General features: G+C 65.8%; 13 protein-coding genes. 9 read left to right on the top strand and 4 right to left on the bottom strand.

Annotated elements, in window-relative coordinates; translation table 11 throughout:
- Nucleotides 1-72 precede the first annotated feature (72 nt).
- Entirely contained in the window at nucleotides 73-2,574 is a 2,502-nt protein-coding gene (locus HAP54_RS34845; protein ID WP_166294893.1) for a penicillin-binding protein 1A, read from the bottom strand.
- Between the two features lie 282 nt (nucleotides 2,575-2,856).
- On the bottom strand, nucleotides 2,857-4,194 hold the full coding sequence (locus tag HAP54_RS34840) for an N-acetylmuramoyl-L-alanine amidase (RefSeq protein ID WP_166294892.1): 1,338 nt from the start codon (nucleotides 4,192-4,194) through the stop codon (nucleotides 2,857-2,859).
- Nucleotides 4,195-4,899: 705 nt separating this feature from the next.
- Here HAP54_RS34840 and HAP54_RS34835 point away from each other — a divergent pair.
- Nucleotides 4,900-8,094, top strand: coding sequence for an Rne/Rng family ribonuclease (locus HAP54_RS34835; protein ID WP_166294891.1), 3,195 nt, complete (start codon nucleotides 4,900-4,902; stop codon nucleotides 8,092-8,094).
- Between the two features lie 106 nt (nucleotides 8,095-8,200).
- On the top strand, nucleotides 8,201-9,433 hold the full coding sequence (locus tag HAP54_RS34830; protein ID WP_166294890.1) for an NAD(P)/FAD-dependent oxidoreductase: 1,233 nt from the start codon (nucleotides 8,201-8,203) through the stop codon (nucleotides 9,431-9,433).
- A 13-nt stretch (nucleotides 9,434-9,446) separates the two neighbouring features.
- On the opposite strand, the gene dctA is transcribed toward HAP54_RS34830, so the two are convergent.
- Both dctA and HAP54_RS34820 read right to left on the bottom strand, forming a co-directional pair.
- A complete protein-coding gene (gene dctA / locus HAP54_RS34825; RefSeq protein ID WP_166294889.1) occupies nucleotides 9,447-10,778 on the bottom strand; it encodes a C4-dicarboxylate transporter DctA in 1,332 nt (443 codons plus the stop codon).
- 194 nt (nucleotides 10,779-10,972) lie between these two features.
- The gene (locus HAP54_RS34820) at nucleotides 10,973-12,160 is read right to left on the bottom strand and encodes a pyridoxal phosphate-dependent aminotransferase (RefSeq protein ID WP_166294888.1); all 1,188 of its coding nucleotides are present in this window, start codon (nucleotides 12,158-12,160) and stop codon (nucleotides 10,973-10,975) included.
- A gap of 239 nt (nucleotides 12,161-12,399) precedes the next feature.
- On the opposite strand from HAP54_RS34820, the gene HAP54_RS34815 reads away from it, so the two are divergent.
- The 7 genes from HAP54_RS34815 (at nucleotide 12,400) to accC (ending at nucleotide 19,426) form a co-directional block, all read left to right on the top strand.
- Nucleotides 12,400-13,821 (top strand): M48 family metalloprotease, encoded by a 1,422-nt coding sequence (locus HAP54_RS34815; RefSeq protein WP_166294886.1) that lies wholly within the window; start codon nucleotides 12,400-12,402, stop codon nucleotides 13,819-13,821.
- 86 nt (nucleotides 13,822-13,907) lie between these two features.
- Nucleotides 13,908-14,675, top strand: coding sequence for a DsbA family protein (locus HAP54_RS34810; protein ID WP_166204671.1), 768 nt, complete (start codon nucleotides 13,908-13,910; stop codon nucleotides 14,673-14,675).
- Between the two features lie 132 nt (nucleotides 14,676-14,807).
- On the top strand, nucleotides 14,808-15,770 hold the full coding sequence (locus tag HAP54_RS34805; protein ID WP_166294884.1) for a hypothetical protein: 963 nt from the start codon (nucleotides 14,808-14,810) through the stop codon (nucleotides 15,768-15,770).
- 124 nt (nucleotides 15,771-15,894) lie between these two features.
- The gene (locus tag HAP54_RS34800) at nucleotides 15,895-16,710 is read left to right on the top strand and encodes a DUF1236 domain-containing protein (RefSeq protein WP_166294882.1); all 816 of its coding nucleotides are present in this window, start codon (nucleotides 15,895-15,897) and stop codon (nucleotides 16,708-16,710) included.
- Nucleotides 16,711-17,019: 309 nt separating this feature from the next.
- Nucleotides 17,020-17,505 (top strand): type II 3-dehydroquinate dehydratase, encoded by a 486-nt coding sequence (aroQ, locus tag HAP54_RS34795; RefSeq protein WP_166294880.1) that lies wholly within the window; start codon nucleotides 17,020-17,022, stop codon nucleotides 17,503-17,505.
- Between the two features lie 52 nt (nucleotides 17,506-17,557).
- Nucleotides 17,558-18,043: an acetyl-CoA carboxylase biotin carboxyl carrier protein gene (gene accB / locus HAP54_RS34790; RefSeq protein ID WP_166294878.1), complete on the top strand. Its 486-nt coding sequence runs from the start codon at nucleotides 17,558-17,560 to the stop codon at nucleotides 18,041-18,043.
- 24 nt (nucleotides 18,044-18,067) lie between these two features.
- A complete protein-coding gene (gene accC / locus HAP54_RS34785) occupies nucleotides 18,068-19,426 on the top strand; it encodes an acetyl-CoA carboxylase biotin carboxylase subunit (protein WP_166294876.1) in 1,359 nt (452 codons plus the stop codon).
- The last annotated feature ends 33 nt before the right edge of the window (nucleotides 19,427-19,459 follow it).

The following is a 19,459-nucleotide window of genomic DNA, read 5'->3' as shown; positions in this document are numbered from 1 at the left end:
GCTTGCCGGGATGTAGCGGCCGGCGCGGCAAAGCGCAATCGGGTTATCCCCGCAATTTGGGCACGAAGCCGATTAATACAGCCCGCCGGTTCCCGGACGCATGAAGAAGCCGCCATCCGGCTGTCCACCACTCTGCGACGGCTGGGGGCCGGGACCGGAGCCACGGCCGTCGGCATCGGCGACACCGATGACCGAGTAGTTGTCCGGCGGCGCGGTGCCCGGCTTGAAGGCCTCGAGGATGGTGTTGCCGCTATCGCCGGGGCCGGCCCGCATGCCGGACTTGGCGTCGACGCGGATCAGCTTGATGCCGGCGGGAACCTTGAACGGCGTCGGCGGCTTGTCGGCGAGCGCAAGCTTGAGGAAGTCGCGGGCGATTGGTGCCGCGACGTGGCCGCCGGTGGCTGCGCGGCCCAGATTGCGCGGCTTGTCGTAGCCCATATAGACGCCGACCGCGAGATCCGGCGAGAAGCCGACGAACCAGACGTCCTTCTCGTCGTTGGTGGTGCCGGTCTTGCCGGCGATCGGCTTGCCGACCTCCTTGACGACGGTGGCAGTGCCGCGCTGCACCACGCCTTCCATCATCTCGGTGATCTGGTAGGCGGTCATCGGATCGAGCACCTGCTCGCGGCGGTCGACGAGTTGCGGCTCCGGCTGGCTCTTCCAGCCAGCGGGCGCGTCGCAGCCGCGGCATTCGCGGGTGTCGTGCTTGAAGATGGTGTGGCCGTAGCGGTCCTGGATGCGATCGATCAGCGTCGGCTTCACGCGACGGCCGCCATTGGCGAACATCGAATACGCGGTAACCATGCGCATGACGGTCGTTTCACCGGCACCCAGCGCATACGACAGATAGTTCGGCAATTCGTCATAGACGCCGAAGCGTTTTGCATACTCGCCGACCAGCGGCATGCCGATGTCTTGCGCGAGGCGCACCGTGACGGTGTTGAGCGAGCGTTGCAGCGCGTTGCGCAGCGTGGTCGGGCCATAATACTTGCCGGTCGAATAGTTCTCCGGACGCCACACGCCGCCGCCCTGCCCCTGATCGATTTCGATCGGCGCATCGATCACGGTGGTCGACGGCGTGTAGCCGTTGTCCAGCGCCGACGAGTACACGATGGGCTTGAACGACGATCCGGGCTGCCGGTAGGCCTGCGTCGCGCGGTTGAACTGGCTCTGGTCGAACGAGAAGCCGCCGACCATCGCGAGCACGCGGCCGGTCCACGGATCCATCGCCACCATCGCGCCGGAGACTTCGGGCAATTGCCGCAAGCGGTACTGTCCTTCGACCGCCGTGCCCTCCTTGGTCACCAGCGGATCGGCATAGATCACGTCGCCCGGCTGCAGCACCTGCGAAACCGCCGTCGGCGCCTTGCCCTTGGCCTTGGCCCAGCGCACCCCATCCATCGTGATGATGCCGGTCTGCCGCTCCTTGCTGACCGCGCCACCGAGCTCGCGGCCCGGCTGGAAGCCGATCCGCGCCGACTGGTCGCTGGTCTCCAGCACCACGGCCATCCGCCATGGCGAGATGTCGGAGAGCGATTTGACGTCGGCAAGCTTGACGCCCCAGTCGCCCGACACATCGAGCTTGTGCAGCGCGCCGCGCCAGCCCTGCGCCTCATCGTAATTGACGAGACCCGCCACCATGGTCTTGCGCGCCATCACCTGGATCTTGGGATCCAGCGTGGTGCGGACCGATAGCCCGCCCTCGTAGAGTTTCTTTTCGCCGTAGCGCTCGAAGATATCACGGCGAACCTCCTCGGCGAAATATTCGCCGGCGAAGATATGCGCGCCGTTGGAACGGCTGGTGACGACGAGCGGGTCCTTGCGCGCCTTGTCGGCGTCGGCCTGCTTGATCCAGCCGTTCTCGAGCAGGCGATCGATCACATAGTTGCGGCGCTCGATCGCGCGATCGCGGTTGCGCACGGGATGCAATGCAGCCGGTGCCTTCGGCAGCGCGGCGAGATAGGACGCCTCCGCGATCGTCAGCTCGTTGACCGACTTGTCGAAATAGACCAGCGACGCCGCCGCGATGCCGTAGGCGCCGAGCCCGAGATAGATTTCGTTGAGATAAAGTTCGAGGATGCGGTCCTTGGAATAGGCGCGCTCAATGCGCATCGCCAGCAGGGCTTCCTTGATCTTGCGGGCGAACGACACTTCGTTGGTGAGCAGGAAGTTCTTCGCGACCTGCTGGGTGATGGTCGAGGCACCCTGCGGGCGGCGGTTCGAGCCGTAGTTCTGCGCATAGAGAACGGCGGCGCGCGCCATGCCCTGATAGTCGATGCCGCCGTGCTCGTAGAAGTTCTTGTCCTCGGCGGCGAGGAACGCGTTGATCACGAGCTTCGGCACCGCCTGGATCGGCAGATAGAGCCGGCGCTCCTTGGAGTATTCGCCGAGCAGCGCGCCGTCGGAGGCATGAACGCGGGTCATCACCGGCGGCTCGTAATCCTGGAGCTGCGAGTAGTCGGGCAGATCCTTGGAGAAATGCCAGATCGCGCCGGCGACGGCGGCGACACCAACCAGGAACACAACGGTTCCAGCGGCGAACAAGAAACCCATGAACCGCACGAGCAGGCGCATTATCGACGTTCCGTTCCTACCCTCCGGCGCTCAGTCGTCGGGAGCGCCTGTCCAAAAGTGCGAAAGCCTCACACAACAAAGCCTCGCACAACGAAGGCTCAAACAACGAGGCCTTACACAACGAAGCCTTGGCCCAGCGAGCCGCCTTGCGCGCGCGAATATACAAGAGCCGCCGGACAATATGGTCGATTCTGCGGGCCTGCGGTCCATTGTCTATACCGTCGCCGCTGTGGCCAAACTAGGGCTTCCCGGCAACGGAGCGGCCTTTTCAGGCGGCCAATTTCACTTTGCCGGTCCGGCGGTTGCCAGCCGTTTGGCGAAGAACGCGTCGATCGCCTGGGCCATCGCGCCAACGGCCTTGTTCCGCCAGGTCTCGGAGACCAGGTGCTCGAGGTCGCCCTTGTTGGAGACGTAGCCGATCTCGACCAGCACGGACGGCACGTCGGGGGCCTTCAGCACCCGGAAACCGGCCGACTTGAGCGGATGCTTGTGCATCCGCACCGAGGTCTTCATCTCGTCCATCAGGAGACGGGCGAAGCGGTTGGAGAAGGTCTTGGTTTCGCGCTGCGCGAGGTCGATCAGGATGTCGGCGACCTCGGTCGGCTCGTCCGTCAGGTTCACGCCGGCGATGGCATCGGCCTTGTTTTCCGCCTCGGCGAGCCGTTCGGCCTCGGCGTCGGAAGCCTTGTCCGACACCGTGTAGATCGTGGCGCCCTGGGCATCGCCTTCGCGGCGCGGCAGAGCGTCGGCATGAATCGAGACAAACAGCGCCGCCGACTGGGTTCGGGCGATCTTCACCCGGTCATTCAGCGGAATGAAGGTGTCGTCGGACCGGGTCATAACCACCCGATACTTGCCCGACTTCTCGATCCGGTCGCGCAGGGCAAGGCCAAAGCCCAGCACCAGATTCTTCTCCGTCTCGCCGCCGGACTGGGTGCCGTTGTCGATACCGCCGTGACCGGGATCGATCACGATCAATGGACGGGGATCGGTGACCGCGACCGGCGGCAGCACCGCTGTCGTGATCGGCGGAACCGTGACGGTGTTGCTGCTGGTGTTGGCATCGGAAATCGCCGGCTTCAGTTCGGGCCGGCTCTCCGGCGCAAGCGACTGCACGAACGCGGTGCGGTCGACCGCTTCGAAGTCCAGCACCAGCCGCGGCGGCTGGCCATTGGCGGCATCGAGCACGTAGGAATTGGCGATCTTCACCGGCCCGGCCAGGTCGAACACGATTCGGGAGCCGCCCGGCATCACGAGCCCGTAGCGGAATGCCTTCACCAGTCCCCGCCCCGCCGAGCCGGTGCCGGCCGCGAGCTGGAAATTGACCTGCGGGATGTCGACGACGACCCGGTAAGGGTCGGCCAGCGGAAAGGCGCGAAACTCGATCTTGCGGTCGAGATCGAGGATGAATCGGGTCTGCTTGTCGTCGCCGGCGAGCCTGGCGCCGGACGCGACCGGGAAATTCGGGGCATTCGCGGCCGGGGCGCTCGCGGCGGGGGTAGACGCGCCGCCCTGCGGTCCCTCGGCGGCGCTCGGAGCGCTGGCTACGGCAAACACCAATGCTGCGGTGCACAACAGCCCGCATCCCAGAAAAACAAGGTGATTTGCACGGCTCGCCACCCGATTCGGAGCCTCCCGACTGCTTCTTACCGCATTAGAACCGGACGGTTAATCGCACCCTAATGACGCCCAGGCGAAAAGAACCGAGTGTTGCGGCGGCGTAACGCTTCCCTTGCACGCGGCGGTCAATCCACGTATGTACGGGGTGCTGACGGCTAGTACTCCCGGTTGTGTCGCGTTCAGCCTCCCGGTGCAGCGGTGGAACCTTCCAGATCGAAGATTCCGCCGTGTTTTTCCGGTCCCTCCCCAGCCAGCGCCGCGCGCGGCTGACATGGAGTGGCGGATTCGAGCCCGAGCGGCGTCCGGTCCCAGGCACACTCCCTCGCCAGAGGGACGGTTTGAGACACGGCATAACTGATTATCCGGTCCCTTGGGGCCTCGATATGCGATGGCCGGCAGGCGCTTCGGCGCCAGGCGGGGTCTTCAGCAAAAGATACGGCGGTATTTCTCGCCGCCAACATGTTTAGACGGGCCGACGCTTAATGCGCCAGACTGTATTGCCGACCAGGATTCCCCGAATGATCGCGCTGACGCGAGGTGAAAGCTTCGCCCGTCGCATCATCCCGGTGGGTTCCCGTCCGGCGCTGCGCCGCGAGACGCGTTTTGGCCTTCCCCTCACCCCCGAATCAGGTGGACCGTCGCGTCACCGGGCGGCGCTATTTGCGCGCGCCATGATCCGCGCCCGCCGCCGCCAAGAGCTCCAAAATGCCCAACAAGATGTTGATCGATGCCACCCACCCGGAAGAGACCCGGGTCGTCGTGGTCCGTGGCAATCGCGTCGAAGAGTTTGATTTCGAGACCGCCCAGCGCAAGCAGCTGCGCGGCAACATTTACCTCGCCAAGGTCACGCGCGTAGAGCCGTCGCTGCAGGCCGCCTTCATCGAGTATGGCGGCAATCGGCACGGCTTCCTGGCCTTCAGCGAAATCCATCCCGACTACTACCAGATCCCGGTCGCCGACCGTCAGGCGCTGATCGAAGCCGACGAACGCGCCCATCGCGAGGCCGAGGAAGAGCACGAGAACCGCGGCCATCGCCGCCGGTCGCGCCACCGCAACGCCCGTCGCCGCGGCCATGGCGAGCGCGTCCAGAGCGAGGTGATCGAGGGCGCTGGCGACGCGCAGGCGCAGCCGGCCATTGAGGCTCACGAACACCCCGTCGATGCCGCGCATCATGAACATGATGCCGGGCATCACGATCATGGCGTGGTCGCCTACCAAGGTCACGAGCTTGATGCGCATGATCATGCCCGTCACGAGGACCATGAGCATCACCACCATGATCACGAGCATCACGATGCTCATGGTCACGACGATCACGACCATGACCACGACCACGATCATGCGCACGATCACGACCACGCCCCGGCAGTGAGCGAGGCGCCGGCCGCCGAGTCCGCCCCCGTGGTCGCGGCGGTCGAAGCCTCTGTCGCGTCTGCCGCGCCTGAGGCCGTCGAGACGGTCGAAGTCAATCATGAGCCTGACCGGGCCCATCAGGAACAGGTCGAAGAGAACGCCGCGCATGCCGACGACGCTCCGCATATCGCTGCGGACGAAGTTCACCCCACCGCGGATGAGCACGCGGGCGCCGAATACGCCCCTTTGGCGGATGTGACCGCGTCCGAGGCCCGGCACGGCGACGAGGCCGGCGAAGATGATGACGAGGACGACGGCGAGGAAGGCGAGGAAGAGGATGTCGTCGAGTCCGTCGGCGGCGACGATGTGCTCGAGGAGGTTCCGGAGCGCGCGTTCCGCCCGCGCCGCCAGTACAAGATCCAGGAAGTGATCAAGCGCCGGCAGGTGATGCTGGTGCAGGTCGTCAAGGAAGAGCGCGGCAACAAGGGCGCCGCGCTGACCACCTATCTGTCGCTCGCCGGTCGCTATGCCGTGCTGATGCCCAACACCGCGCGCGGCGGCGGCATCAGCCGCAAGATCACCTCCGCGCAGGACCGCTCGCGGCTCAAGGAAGTGGTGCAGGATCTCGACGTGCCCGAGGGCATGGGGATCATCCTGCGCACCGCCGGCGCCTCCCGCAGCAAGCCGGAGATCAAGCGCGACTTCGAGTACCTGATCCGGATGTGGGAAACGGTGCGCGACCTGACGCTGAAGTCGCAGGCGCCGACGCTGGTCTACGAGGAAGGCTCGCTGATCAAGCGCTCGCTGCGCGACCTCTACAACAAGGAGATCGACGAGATCCAGGTGGCGGGCGAAGCCGGCTACCGCGAAGCGCGCGATTTCATGAAGATGCTGATGCCGGCCAATGTGCGCGCCGTGAAGCAGTATCGCGACGGCCAACCGCTGTTCTCGCGCATGGGCGTCGAAAGCCAACTCGACGCGATGTTCTCGCCGACCGTGCAACTGCGCTCCGGCGGCTACATCGTCATCAACCAGACCGAGGCGCTGGTCTCGATCGACGTCAACTCCGGCCGCGCCACGCGCGAGCACCATATCGAGGACACCGCGCTCAAGACCAATCTGGAAGCGGCGGAAGAAGTCGCGCGTCAATTGCGTCTGCGCGATCTCGCCGGCCTGATCGTCATCGACTTCATCGACATGGACGAGAAGCGCAATAACCGCGCGGTCGAGCGCAAGCTGTCCGACTGCCTGCGCCAGGACCGTGCGCGGATCCAGGTCGGCCGCATCTCGCATTTCGGCCTGCTGGAAATGTCGCGCCAGCGCATCCGCGCCAGCGTGCTCGAAAGCTCGACCGAGCCCTGCCCGCAATGCGGCGGAAGCGGTCACGTCCGTTCGGTCTCGTCGGTGGCGCTGCAGCTCTTGCGCGGCATCGAGGAAATCCTGATGAAGGGCGCGACCCACAATCTGGTGGTCCGCACCCGTACCGACGTCGCGCTCTACGTGCTCAACCACAAGCGCGGCCATCTGCGCGACCTCGAAGACTCCTTCCGGGTCTCGCTGTCGATCGTGGCGGACGCCACGGTGCACGGCCAGCAATCCTACATCATCGATCGCGGCGAGCAGGTGCATACGCTCGAGGCCGCCAAGGCGCTGCTGGCTGCGCAAGCCGCCGCCGCGCCGGCCCAGGCCGATGAGGCCGATGACGAGGAAGAGCTGTTCGAATACGAGGTCGAGACCGACGAGACCGAAGGCCTTGCCGACGAGCAGGCCGCCGGCGAGGAAGCCTCTGCCGCCGAGGGCGAAGGTGACGGTCAGCGCCGCAAGCGCCGCCGCCGGCGCCGCGGCCGCGGTGGTGCCAACGAAGCGCGCGAGGGCGCTCCGCAGCCGCGCGAGGACGGCGATCTGATGCATGTCCTGCCCGAAGGCACCGAGGCGGTTGCCGCGCAGGATGCCGAAGGCGACGAGGACGAAGGCGACGAAGCGCAGGGCGCGGCCCGCGATGACCAGTCCGCAAGTGAGGCCGGCAACGGCGATCGCCGCCCGCGCCGCCGCGGACGTCGTGGCGGCCGCCGCCGGCGCGGCAGCGGACCGGATGACGGTCTCGCGGGATCGATCGCCGACGAGCTGAGCCCTGCCGCAGCGCCGGAAGCCGCCGACGCGGTCGCCGATTTCGATAGTCATGACGCGGAGCCGGCCCCCACGCTCGCGCAGCCCGAGCTGTTCGCCCAGCCGCAGGAATGGCAGCCGATCGAGGCTGCACCTGTCGAGGCCGTTGCCACGCCCGCGCCGGAGGCTGCTGCCGCGGCCGCCGACGACACGGCCGCCGAAAGCGACCGCGCGCAGCGGCGCCGTTCGACGGTGCGCGAAAAGGTCAGCTTCGCGTCGAGCCCGCCGGAAACACCAGCGCACGCGCTGGCTCAGAGCCCAGCTGAGGAAGCTGCCCCTGAGCCCGCAGCCGTTGCCCAGGAGGCGGCGCCGGCCGCTACGGCCGAGGCTCCGACCCGCAAGGGCTGGTGGTCGCGCCGCTTCGGCGGCGGAGGCAACTAGCGCTCCCTGGAAGTCAAAACGCCCGGTTCACGCCGGGCGTTTTTATTGGACAGGCAAACCGTTCGTCAGGCGCCGGCGTGACGGAGCCTGACGGAGACGGATTCCAATGCAAAGCGCGATCGTTCTTGGCGGCGGCATGGTGGGCGTCAGCACGGCGCTGCATCTGCAGCGGCGCGGCTGGGCGGTTACGCTCGTCGACCGCAAGGAACCGGGCCGCGAAACCAGCTACGGCAACGCCGGGATCATTCAAAGCGAGGCCGTGCGGCCCTATCCGATGCCGCGCGATCCCGCCACACTCGCCCGGATCGCGATGGGACGCACCAACGACGTACGCTATCGGCTGGCGTCGCTGCCGCAGCACGCGGGTCCGCTGCTGCGCTACTGGTGGAACTCGACGCCCGAGCGGCACCGCGAGGCCACCATCGCCTGGGCGCGCCTGATCGCCCACGCCACTGCCGAGCACGACACGCTGATCCGCGAGGCGCATGCCGACAATCTGATCCGCCGCGCCGGCTATCGCCTGCTGCATCGCGACCCGGCAGCGCTGGAGCAAGCGATCGCAGTCGCCGAAGAGAACCAGCGCGACTTCGGCGTGAAGTTTCGCGTGCTTGATGGCGGCGAGCTCGCCAGGGCGGAGCCTCTGCTGCGCGACGACCTGCCCGGCGCCATTCACTGGCTCGAGCCGTGGACCGTGTCGGACCCCGGCGGTCTCGTCTCGGCCTATGCCGGATTGTTCGAACGCCTCGGCGGCACGCTGCTGCGCGGTGACGCGCAGACGCTGACCGAGACCGCGTCCGGCTGGTCGGTCGACACCGATGGCGGCCGGATCGATGCCGCCCACGTCGTGGTCACGCTCGGGCCGTGGTCACCGCAATTGCTACGCAAGTTCGGCTACCGGATCCCGCTGGTGCGCAAGCGCGGCTACCATATGCATTACCAGGGCGGCCGATCGCTCGACCTACCGCTCGTCGATACCGCGAATGGCTACGCGATGGCGCCGATGGCGAAGGGAATCCGCATCACCACCGGCGCGGAGCTGACCAGTCCGGACGCGCCGGCCACGCCGATCCAGCTTGGCCACGCCGAAGCTGCGGCGCGGCAATTGCTCGAGATCGGCAGCCGCGTCGAGCCCGAGCCCTGGTTCGGCACCCGCCCCTGCACCACCGACATGCTGCCGGTGCTCGGGCCAGCGCCGCGCCATCGCGGGCTGTGGGTGAATTTCGGCCACGGCCATCAGGGTTTTACGCTCGGCCCGGCGACGGCGCGCGTGCTGGCCGAAACGATGAACGGCGAGGCATCCTCGGTGAACACCTCGCCGTATCGGCTTGACCGGTTCTGATTCCGGACGCGAATTAATCGGTCGTCAGCGCGGTCTCCAGGTCGGTCGGATCGATCTGCCGGGCGAGGTTGGCGTTGAGCTTGTCGCGGTCAAGCTCGCCCTCCCACCAGGCGACGATCACGCAGGCGACGCCGTTGCCGCACAGATTGGTCAGCGCGCGGCACTCGCTCATGAACTTGTCGATGCCGAGCACGATCGCCATGCCCGGCACCAGCCGCGGATCGACCACCGCCAGCGTCGCCGCCAGCGTGATGAAGCCCGCGCCGGTGATGCCGGAGGCGCCCTTCGAGGTCAGCATCGCCACGATCAGGATCGTGAGCTGCTGGCCGAAGCTGAGATCGAAGCCGAGCGCCTGCGCGATGAACAACGTCGCCAGCGTCATGTAGATGTTGGTGCCGTCGAGGTTGAACGAGTAGCCCGTGGGCACCACGAGGCCGACGACCGACTTCGAGCAGCCGAGCCGTTCGAGCTTCTCCATCAATGACGGCAGCGCGCTTTCGGACGACGAGGTGCCTAGCACGATCAACAGCTCGTCCTTGATATAGGCCAGGAACTTGAAGATGGAGAACCCGGCGGTCCGCGCGATGAAGCCGAGCACCACGAACACGAACAGCGCCGCGGTCAGATAGAACGTCGCGATCAGCCCCATCAGGTTGAGGATGGCGCCGGTGCCGAACTTGCCGATGGTGAAGGCCATCGCGCCGAACGCGCCGATCGGCGCCGCCCGCATCACGATCGAGATCACGCCGAACACCGCATGCGCGGCGTCGTCGATGAACGAGCGGATGGTGTGGCCGCGCTCGCCCAGCCCCATGAGCGCGAAGCCGAACAGCACCGAGAACAGCAGCACCTGCAGGATCTCGCCCTGCGCGAATGCGCCCACCACGGTGTCCGGAATGATATGCAGCACGAAGTCGACGCTCTTCTGCGCCTCCGCCTGCTTGGCATAGCCGGCAACCGCCTGCGCGTTCGCCGCCGCATTGCCAAAGCCTGCGCCCGGCCTGACCAGATTGCCAACCAGCAAGCCGAGCACCAGCGCGAAGGTCGAGACCACCTCGAAATAGACCAGCGCCTTGAAGCCGATGCGGCCGACCTTCTTGGCATCCTGGATATGGGCAATGCCCGACACCACGGTGCAGAAGATGATCGGCGCGATCACCATCTTGATCAGCTTGATGAAGCCGTCGCCGAGCGCCTTGATCCACTCGTTGGTGGCAAGGCTCGGCCAGAACGCGCCGACCAGCGCGCCGAGCACGATCGCGATCAGGACCTGGACATAGAGAATCTTGTACCACGGCTTGCCGGCGCTTGCCGGCGCAGCCGTGGCAACGGTTGTCGTTGCCATGTGTCACTCCCCCTCAGAAATGGCGGAAATAGCCAAGATCAACTTGGCGGTTGAAGTCAAACTGGAAACTGTGTGTGCGCTGCCGCTTATCCGCGACGATCTGCCGCGCACCGCGCAGCCGAAATCATGGCGCCGGGCTGCAAGACCGATCTGGCTGACAAGACGAACTCCGGAAGGCTCTTGAAGTTTGCGGGCTATTTAAGCCAACGCGCGATCCGCGCAACCGCTTCCTGCATCTCCGCCGCCGAGCGCGCATAGGAAAAACGGATGAAGGCGCGGCCGTGGATCGGATCGAAGTCGACGCCGGGGGTCGCCGCGACATGCGCCTTCTCCAGCATCTCGCTGGCGAAGGCGAAACTGTCGGAGGTGAAGTCGGAGACGTCGGCATAGAGATAGAACGCGCCGTCGGCGGGCAGGAATTTGGTCAGCCCGGCCTTCGGCAGGCCCTCGATCAGGATGCGGCGGTTTTCCTGATAGCCGCGCTTGATCGCCTCCATCTCTTCGCGGCCTTCGAAGGCCGCTTCGGCAGCGATCTGCGACAAGGTCGGCACCGAGATCGACAGGTTCTGCTGCAGCCGTTCGATCGGCCGCACCAGCACGTCGGGCACCACCATCCAGCCGACGCGCCAGCCGGTCATGCAGAAGTATTTCGAGAACGAGTTGATCACCAGCGCGTTCGGCGACAGCTCCGCGGCCGTCACCGCCGGAAATGCGTAGTCGAGGCCGTGATAGATCTCGTCGGAGATGAAGCGGATGCCGGCGCTGTCGGCGGCCGCCATCAGGCTCGACAGCGCCTCTCGCGACATCATGGTGCCGGTCGGGTTGGCGGGACTGCCGACCAGCACGCCCTTCAGCGGCGCCTTGCGATGGGCGGCGAGCAGCGCCTCCCCGGTCAGCGCATGGCGGGTGTCGCCGGAGGTTTCGATCAGCACCGGCTCGCAGCCGAGCGCGGTCAGGATGTGCCGGTACGGCGGATAGCCCGGCACGGTGACCGCAACCCGGTCGCCCGGCTCGAACATCGCAAGAAACGCCAGGATGAATCCGCCCGACGAGCCGGTGGTAACGATGATCCGGTCGGGCGCAATCGCGCAGAAATACGTGTCGCGGTAATGCCGGGCGATGCGCGCGCGCAGCGAGGGGATGCCGAGCGCGGAGGTGTAGTCGATCCGCCCGCCGGCGAGCGCGGCCTGCGCGGCGGCGATCGCCGGCTTCGGCGCACCCTCGGCGGGCTGCCCCACCTCCATGTGGATGACATGGCCGCCCGACGCCTCGATTCGCGCGGCGGCCGCCATCACGTCCATCACCATGAACGGCGGAACATCGCTCCGGCCGGACGCTGTCAAAAGGCTGCTCACACGGTCTCTCGCTGTCGCTTCACGCATGGATTTCTGCTATTGCACGGCCGCTGCCGAATTCAGGTTCCCGCACCTTCTACCGCCCCAGACTGGCCGCATTCGGTGGCTCCTTATAACGTTTTCAGGCCAAGTGAATAGGCCAAGTGCATACCCGGTTCGCGTGAAGAAGAACTGCAAAAACAACAGACTGCGCCACGCGCCTGATCCGGTCGGGCCCGGAACCGGGCTTCGCCCCGGCGCGGCCAGCCATCGCCGATAGATCGCCCATGCTGTTTCGCCTCGCGCTTCGCACCAGAACCTTCCAGCCGACTGCATCCAAGCTGACCGCATTGCTGACTGCGGTCGCGCTCGCGATTGGTCCCGCCGTCCCTGCGCGGGCCCAGCAGAAGGGCCCGCCGGTGCTGCGCGACACCGAGTCCGAGCAGCTGCTGCGCGAATATACGCGGCCGATCCTGCGCGCCGCCGGTCTGGAGAAGCAGAACATCCAGATCGTGATCATCAACGAAAGCTCGTTCAACGCCTTCGTCGCCGACGGCCGCCGCATCTTCGTCAATTACGGCGCGCTGCTGCAATCGGAGACGCCGAACCAGATCATCGGCGTGCTGGCGCATGAGACCGGCCATCTGGCCGGCGGCCATCTCGCCAAAATGCGCGAGCAGCTGGCGCAGGCGCAGACCCAGATGATCATTGCGATGCTGCTCGGCGTCGGCGCGCTGGCCGCAGGTGCAGCGGGCGGCGGCGGTGGCAGCGGCCTCTCCAGCGCCGGTGCCGCCGCGATCTCGGCGCCGCAGTCGGTCATTCAGCGCACGCTGCTGTCCTATCAGCGCCAGCAGGAAGAAAACGCCGACCGCGCCGGCGTCAGATTCCTGACCGCGACCGGCCAGTCGGCCCGGGGCATGTACGAGACGTTCAAGCGCTTCACCGATGAGAGCCTGTTCGCCTCGCGTGGTGCCGACCCCTATCTGCAATCGCACCCGATGCCGGTCGATCGCGTCTCGGCGCTGGAGGAACTGGCGCGCTCGAGCCCCTATTGGGACAAGAAGGACGATCCGGCGCTGCAGCTGCGTCACGACATGATGCGCGCCAAGATCTCGGGCTTCATGGAGCGGCAGGACACGGTCTACCGCCGCTATCCGCTGTCCAACACCAGCCTGCCGGCGCGCTATGCGCGCGCGATCACGACCTATCTGCACGGCGATCTGCGTTCGGCGATCGCGCAGATCGACGGCTTGATCCAGGTGCAGCCGAACAATCCCTATTTCTACGAATTGCGCGGTCAGGCGCTGCTCGAAGGCGGCCGGCCCAGTGAGGCGATCGCGCCGCTGCGCCGCGCGGCGCAACTCTCCGGCAGCTCACCGCTGATCGAGATGCTGCTCGGTCAGGCCCTGGTTGCTTCGGACAACAAGGCCTACACCGACGATGCGATCAACATGCTGCGCGCCGCGGTGGCGCGCGAGCCCGAGGCGCCGCTCGGCTATACCCAGCTCGCGATGGCCTATGGCCGCAAGGGCGATTATGCCCAGGCCGACCTCGCCTCGGCACAGGCAGCCTACCTCCGCGGCGACAACAAGACCGCCCGCGAGCTGGCGTCGCGCGCCAAGACGCGGTTCGCGATCGGCACGCCCGGCTGGGTCAAAGCTGACGACATTGTGAGCGCCAAGCCCATGCCGGGTCAGAAAAACAACTAGAAACAAACCGTAGTTCGATACAACGATCACCGAAACCGGCTCACGGCCCCGCCGCATTTTGGGCCACCTCGAACAAGGATTTTGTCATGCCAGCGCTTCGTTTTCTTGCCCCTGCCCTGCTCGCGCTCGGCATCTGTGCCGCGCCGCTGTCGGCGTCCGCGCAGAGCTTCAACGACACCCAGCGCGGCGACATCGAGACCATCGTGCGCAACTATCTGATTGCGCACCCCGAGGTGCTCGAGGAGGCGATGAACGAGCTGAGCAAGCGGCAGGCCGCCGCCGAAGCCGAGAAGCATGAGCAGAGCGTCGCCAAGAACGCCGACACCATCTTCAACTCGCCGCGCGGCGTCTTCCTCGGCAACAAGGACGGCGACGTCACCTTCGTCGAGTTCTTCGATTACAATTGCGGCTACTGCAAGCGCGCGATGTCCGACATGATGGACCTGATGAAGGCGGATCCGAAGCTGAAGGTCGTGCTGAAGGAATTCCCGGTGCTGAGCCAGGGCTCGGTCGAGGCCGCGCAGGTCGCGGTCGCCGTGCGCATGCAGGATCCGACCGGCAAGAAGTATCTCGACTTCCACCAGAAGCTATTGGGCGGCCGCGGTGCCGCCGACAAGGCGCGCGCGCTGGCGGTTGCCAAGGAGGTCGGCCTCGACATGACCAAGCTCGAGAAGGACATGGCAAGCCCCGAAGTGAAGGCGACCATCGAGGAGAACTTCCGCCTCGCCGAATCCATGGGCATGAACGGCACGCCGAGCTACGTGATCGGCAAGCAGGTCGTGATCGGCGCCGTCGGCGTCGACAATCTCAAGGAGAAGATCGGCATCGCCCGCTGCGGCAAGGCGACCTGCTGATCGCGCTTTCGCCGACGCTCATTCGCTCAACGAAATCCGGCTGCCAGGCAGCCGGATTTTTTTATTGCCGGCACCGAACCACCTCGGCGCTCGCCGCAACCAAGGGCCGTCACCAACAACGAAGGCCGCGCGATGCCCTTGGCCCCGCCAACCCTTGCTCCACCAACCCTTGCTCGACCAACCCTTGGCTACGACCTCACGCTGCTGAAGACGGCGCCGCCGCGCGGCACCGAACACGATCACGGCTGGTGCTACGGCCTGCCGCCAGGCATTCGCACCGAGCAATGGCCGCTCAGTCCACATGACGGCTTTCCGATGCAGCACTGCTTCACGCTGCGCATTCCCGTGCAATATCGCACCAAGGGCGACGCCTATGTTGCGCTCGCGATGTTCGCCGACCAGCAATATGACGAACCCGTCGAGATCGATGCGGTCGCGCAATATCTCGCGGCGGAGACGATCGAGCGTCCGGCCGATCGCCGTTTGCTGCCGTACTTCGCCTATCGGCAGAACCGTCATCCGATGGAGTTTCGGATGAAGGACATCATCGACCACAATTTCGCGGCGATCTGGCTCACGGATGCCGAGTTCATGGGGCCGTTGTGCCGGCCGCCGGAGCTGGCTGGCAATCCATTGCTGGAAGCCAATGCGCCACCGCGCTGGCTCGAGAAGGGCGCGGCACGCACGGCGTTCGATGCGCAGGTCGGCCGCACCACCAGCGTCGACGAACTGGAGAAGAGATACTGGTACCGCCTGTTCGGCCGTGTCCCCGAGACCGGGCACCACGCCTACGGCATTGCGCTTGCGCCGCGCGACGGCGATCCCAATGTCGGCAAGCCGCCGCGCGACCATCTGCTGCACAAGGGCGCGCTCGGCGACTACATCGCGCCGTACGGCGAAGATGGCAAAGCGCGCGGCCTCGAGCGGTTGCACGGCCGCAACCATCCCGGCGGCACGATGTTTCCGAATCAATGGACGCCGAAATTCAGCGCGACCTATCTCGAGATCGAGGAGCATTTCGGCGGTTTCAATTTCGGCGGCGGCAACGGCCAGCTCGATCTTGCGAGCATGGAGTTCGACTGGGCCTGCGGTTGAAGCGTGCGCGTTCATCGCGCATTCACACAACAAACAAACCGCGGGGAACCGCAAATCAACAGGAACATCGCACATCCTCCCCCGTTGTCGGCGCGGGCAATGCTTTCACTTGAGGAGGAATACGATGTCTAACCGCTTTCTGATTTCGGTCGCTACGGCGGCTTTGATCGCCGGCACCGGCTTTGCGAATGCACAGGGCGCAGGTGGCGCCGGCAAGGATTCGCCGGCGGCCGGCGCTGGCGCGACCACGCAACACAGCGCACCGTCCGGTGGCGCGTCATCGGGCACGATGCAGCGTGATACGGGCGGCATGAAGGGTTCCGAGCATTCCACGACCGGTGAATCTCCGAGCACGAAGGGTGCGGAGTCCGACAAGTCCGGCCCCGCCACCAAGGGTGCGCAGGACAACACGCAGAAGTCGAAGAGCATGAGCTCCGAGAACGACGCGACCAAGGGCTCCAAAGACATGAAGGCCGAGAGCCGTGACAAGAGCGGCAACATGAAGGCCGAGGAGCATGACAAGAGCGGCAAGATGAACGCGGAAAGCCGTGACGGCCGCGACAAGAGCGGCGCCACGACCAACCAGAACGCTCAGACCAAGAGCCCGACCGACACCAACCGCGCGCAGACCAACGACACCAGCCGCACGCAGACCACGACTGGCAACGCGGCAACGTCGGCCACCGCGGCTCCGCCGGCCGAGAAGCGCACCCAGATCACGACCGCGATCAAGTCGGAGCACGTCACTGAGGTCACCAACGTGAACTTCAACGTGGCGGTCGGCACCCGCGTCCCAGCCGACGTTCGCTTCTACCCGGTGCCGGAGCGGGTGGTGACGATCTATCCGCAGTGGCGCGGTTACGAGTTCATCCTGGTCCACGGCCGCTACATCATCGTGCAGCCGGAGACCCACGAGATCGTCTACATTATCGAGGGCTAAGCCGGCCTCGGTGCGAGGGCACCATCAAGGGCCCTCGCCCATTCTCGACCCCGCCCCTTCGGGGCGGGGTTTTGCGTCTGGGCACAGCCCCTCGCGGCAGTGGATGGCTCACGGGAGCGCCGGCGGAAGTCGCCTTCCGCGAGATTTGGTTAATCAGCAATTTCCGTGGGTTACGGCAGCTACCTGAGAGGGCGGAGGAAGCTGTTGAAGACATTCCGATTTCACCTAAACACTTCCCCTGCGGCCGGTTGTTACCTATAACCCGGCCCACTTCACCCCTTGTCGGAACCCTTGTCCGGAACCCCTGGAATGGCTGCTGCCGGAACGATCTATGTGCTGAACGGCCCGAACCTCAATCTGCTGGGGATGCGCGAGCCGGAGACCTACGGCCACGCCACCCTCGCCGACGTCGAGAAGCTGTGCGCGGACACCGCACGCCAGTTCGGGCTTGCCGCCGACTGCCGGCAGTCCAACCGCGAGGGTGAACTGATCGACTTCATCCATGAGGCCCACGCCAAGAAGGCGGTCGGCATCATCATCAATGCCGGCGGTTACTCCCATACCTCGATCGCGCTGCATGACGCGCTGGTTGCGGTCAAGATTCCCGCCGTCGAGGTCCATGTCAGCAATATCCACGCCCGCGAGAGCTTCCGGCACCACTCGTTCACTGCTAAAGCCGCGTTCGCGTCGCTCTGCGGCTTCGGCATCGATGGCTACCGGCTTGCGATCATCGGCCTCGCCACCAAGATTGGTGCCAAGATCGGTACCAAGACCGATGCCAAGGCAAAGGCTTAATCGTCACTCCTGACGTCCCCCGTCATCAGACAGAGATTTTGGATCAAACAACATGGCGCGCCAGCCAGACGACAAATCAGCGGCAAAATCCAAGAGCGACGATAGCGCGCTCATTCGCGAGCTCGCCCGGCTGCTCGCGGAGACCAACCTGACCGAGATCGAGATCGAGCGTGCCGGGCTGCGCGTCCGCGTCGCCCGCAATATCAGCATCGCAGCCTCCGTGCCCGCTGCCATGAATGCGGTTGCCGCGCCGGCCGCCGTGGGCGTCCCGGTGGCCGCGGCTGCGACCGACCTTGCCAAGCACCCGGGCGCCGTGCCCTCGCCGATGGTCGGCACCGCCTATTGGGCGCCCGAGCCGGGCGCCAAGCCGTTCATTGAAGTCGGCACCAAGGTCTCGGCCGGCCAGACGCTTCTGATCATCGAGGCGATGAAGACGATGAACCAGATTCCGTCGCCGCGCGCGGGCACCGTGACCCAGATTCTCATCGAGGACGGCCAGCCGGTCGAATTCGGCGAGCCGCTCGTCATCATTGAATAGCTTCCGTCAACACCAGGCGCTGCGATGTTTGACAAGATCCTCATAGCCAATCGCGGCGAGATCGCGCTTCGCGTGCTGCGCGCCTGCAAGGAGCTCGGCATCTCCACCGTCGCGGTGCATTCCACCGCCGACGCCGACGCCATGCATGTGCGGCTCGCCGACGAGAGCGTGTGCATCGGTCCGCCGCCGTCGAAGGATTCCTATCTCAACGTGCCGGCGCTGCTCGCAGCCTGCGAGATCACCGGCGCCGACGCCGTGCATCCCGGCTACGGCTTCCTGTCCGAGAACGCGCGCTTCGCCGAGATCCTCGCCGACCACAATCTGGGCTTCATCGGACCGAAGGCCGAGCACATCCGCCTGATGGGCGACAAGATCGAAGCCAAGAAGACCGCCAAGCGGCTCGGCATTCCCGTGGTGCCCGGCTCCGACGGCGCGGTGACGGCGGACGACGACGCCATGGCGATCGCCAAGGAGATCGGCTTCCCGGTGTTGGTGAAGGCGGCGGCCGGCGGCGGCGGGCGCGGCATGAAGGTCGCTCACACCGAGGCCGACCTCGCGCTGGCGCTCTCGACCGCGTCCAACGAGGCCAAGTCGGCGTTTGGCGACGCCTCGGTCTATCTGGAGAAATACCTGCAGAAGCCGCGCCACATCGAGATCCAGATTCTCGGCGACGGCCGCGGCGGCGCCATCCATCTCGGCGAGCGCGACTGCTCGCTGCAGCGGCGCCACCAGAAGGTCTGGGAGGAAGGCCCCTCGCCGGTGCTCGGGGCAGCCGCCCGCGCCAGGATCGGCGAGACCTGCGCCAAGGCGATGCGGGACATGAAGTATCTCGGCGTCGGCACCATCGAATTCCTCTATGAGGACGGCGAGTTCTATTTCATCGAAATGAACACGCGTATCCAGGTCGAGCATCCCGTCACCGAAAGCATCACCGATATCGATCTGGTGCTGGAGCAGATCCGGATTGCGGCCGGCGGCGACCTTCCGGCCAAGCAGAGCGACATCGCGATCATCGGCCACGCCATCGAGTGCCGCATCAATGCGGAGAACCCGGAGACCTTCCGTCCGTCGCCGGGACGGATCACGCAATACCATCCGCCGGGCGGCCTCGGCGTGCGGATCGACTCCGCGGTCTACCAAGGTTACGTGATCCCGCCCTATTACGATTCGCTGGTCGGCAAGCTGATCGTACACGGCAAGACCCGCGGCGAGTGCCTAATGCGGCTGCGGCGGGCGCTCGACGAGATGGTGGTCGACGGCATCGAGACGACGCTGCCGCTGTTCCGCGCATTGGTGCGCGAGCCCGACATCATCGAAGGCGACTACCACATTCACTGGCTGGAGCAGTACCTCGCCGGCCAGCCATCCGACGCCCCGAAATAGTTCGGAACTCCGTGGAACCCAGCGCCCTGTTCA

The organism is Bradyrhizobium sp. 2S1 (assembly GCF_011516625.5).
GTDB lineage: Bacteria > Pseudomonadota > Alphaproteobacteria > Rhizobiales > Xanthobacteraceae > Bradyrhizobium > Bradyrhizobium septentrionale.
Note: the sequence above shows the minus strand (reverse complement) of the source record. Positions and strands in the feature narration are given on the sequence as shown.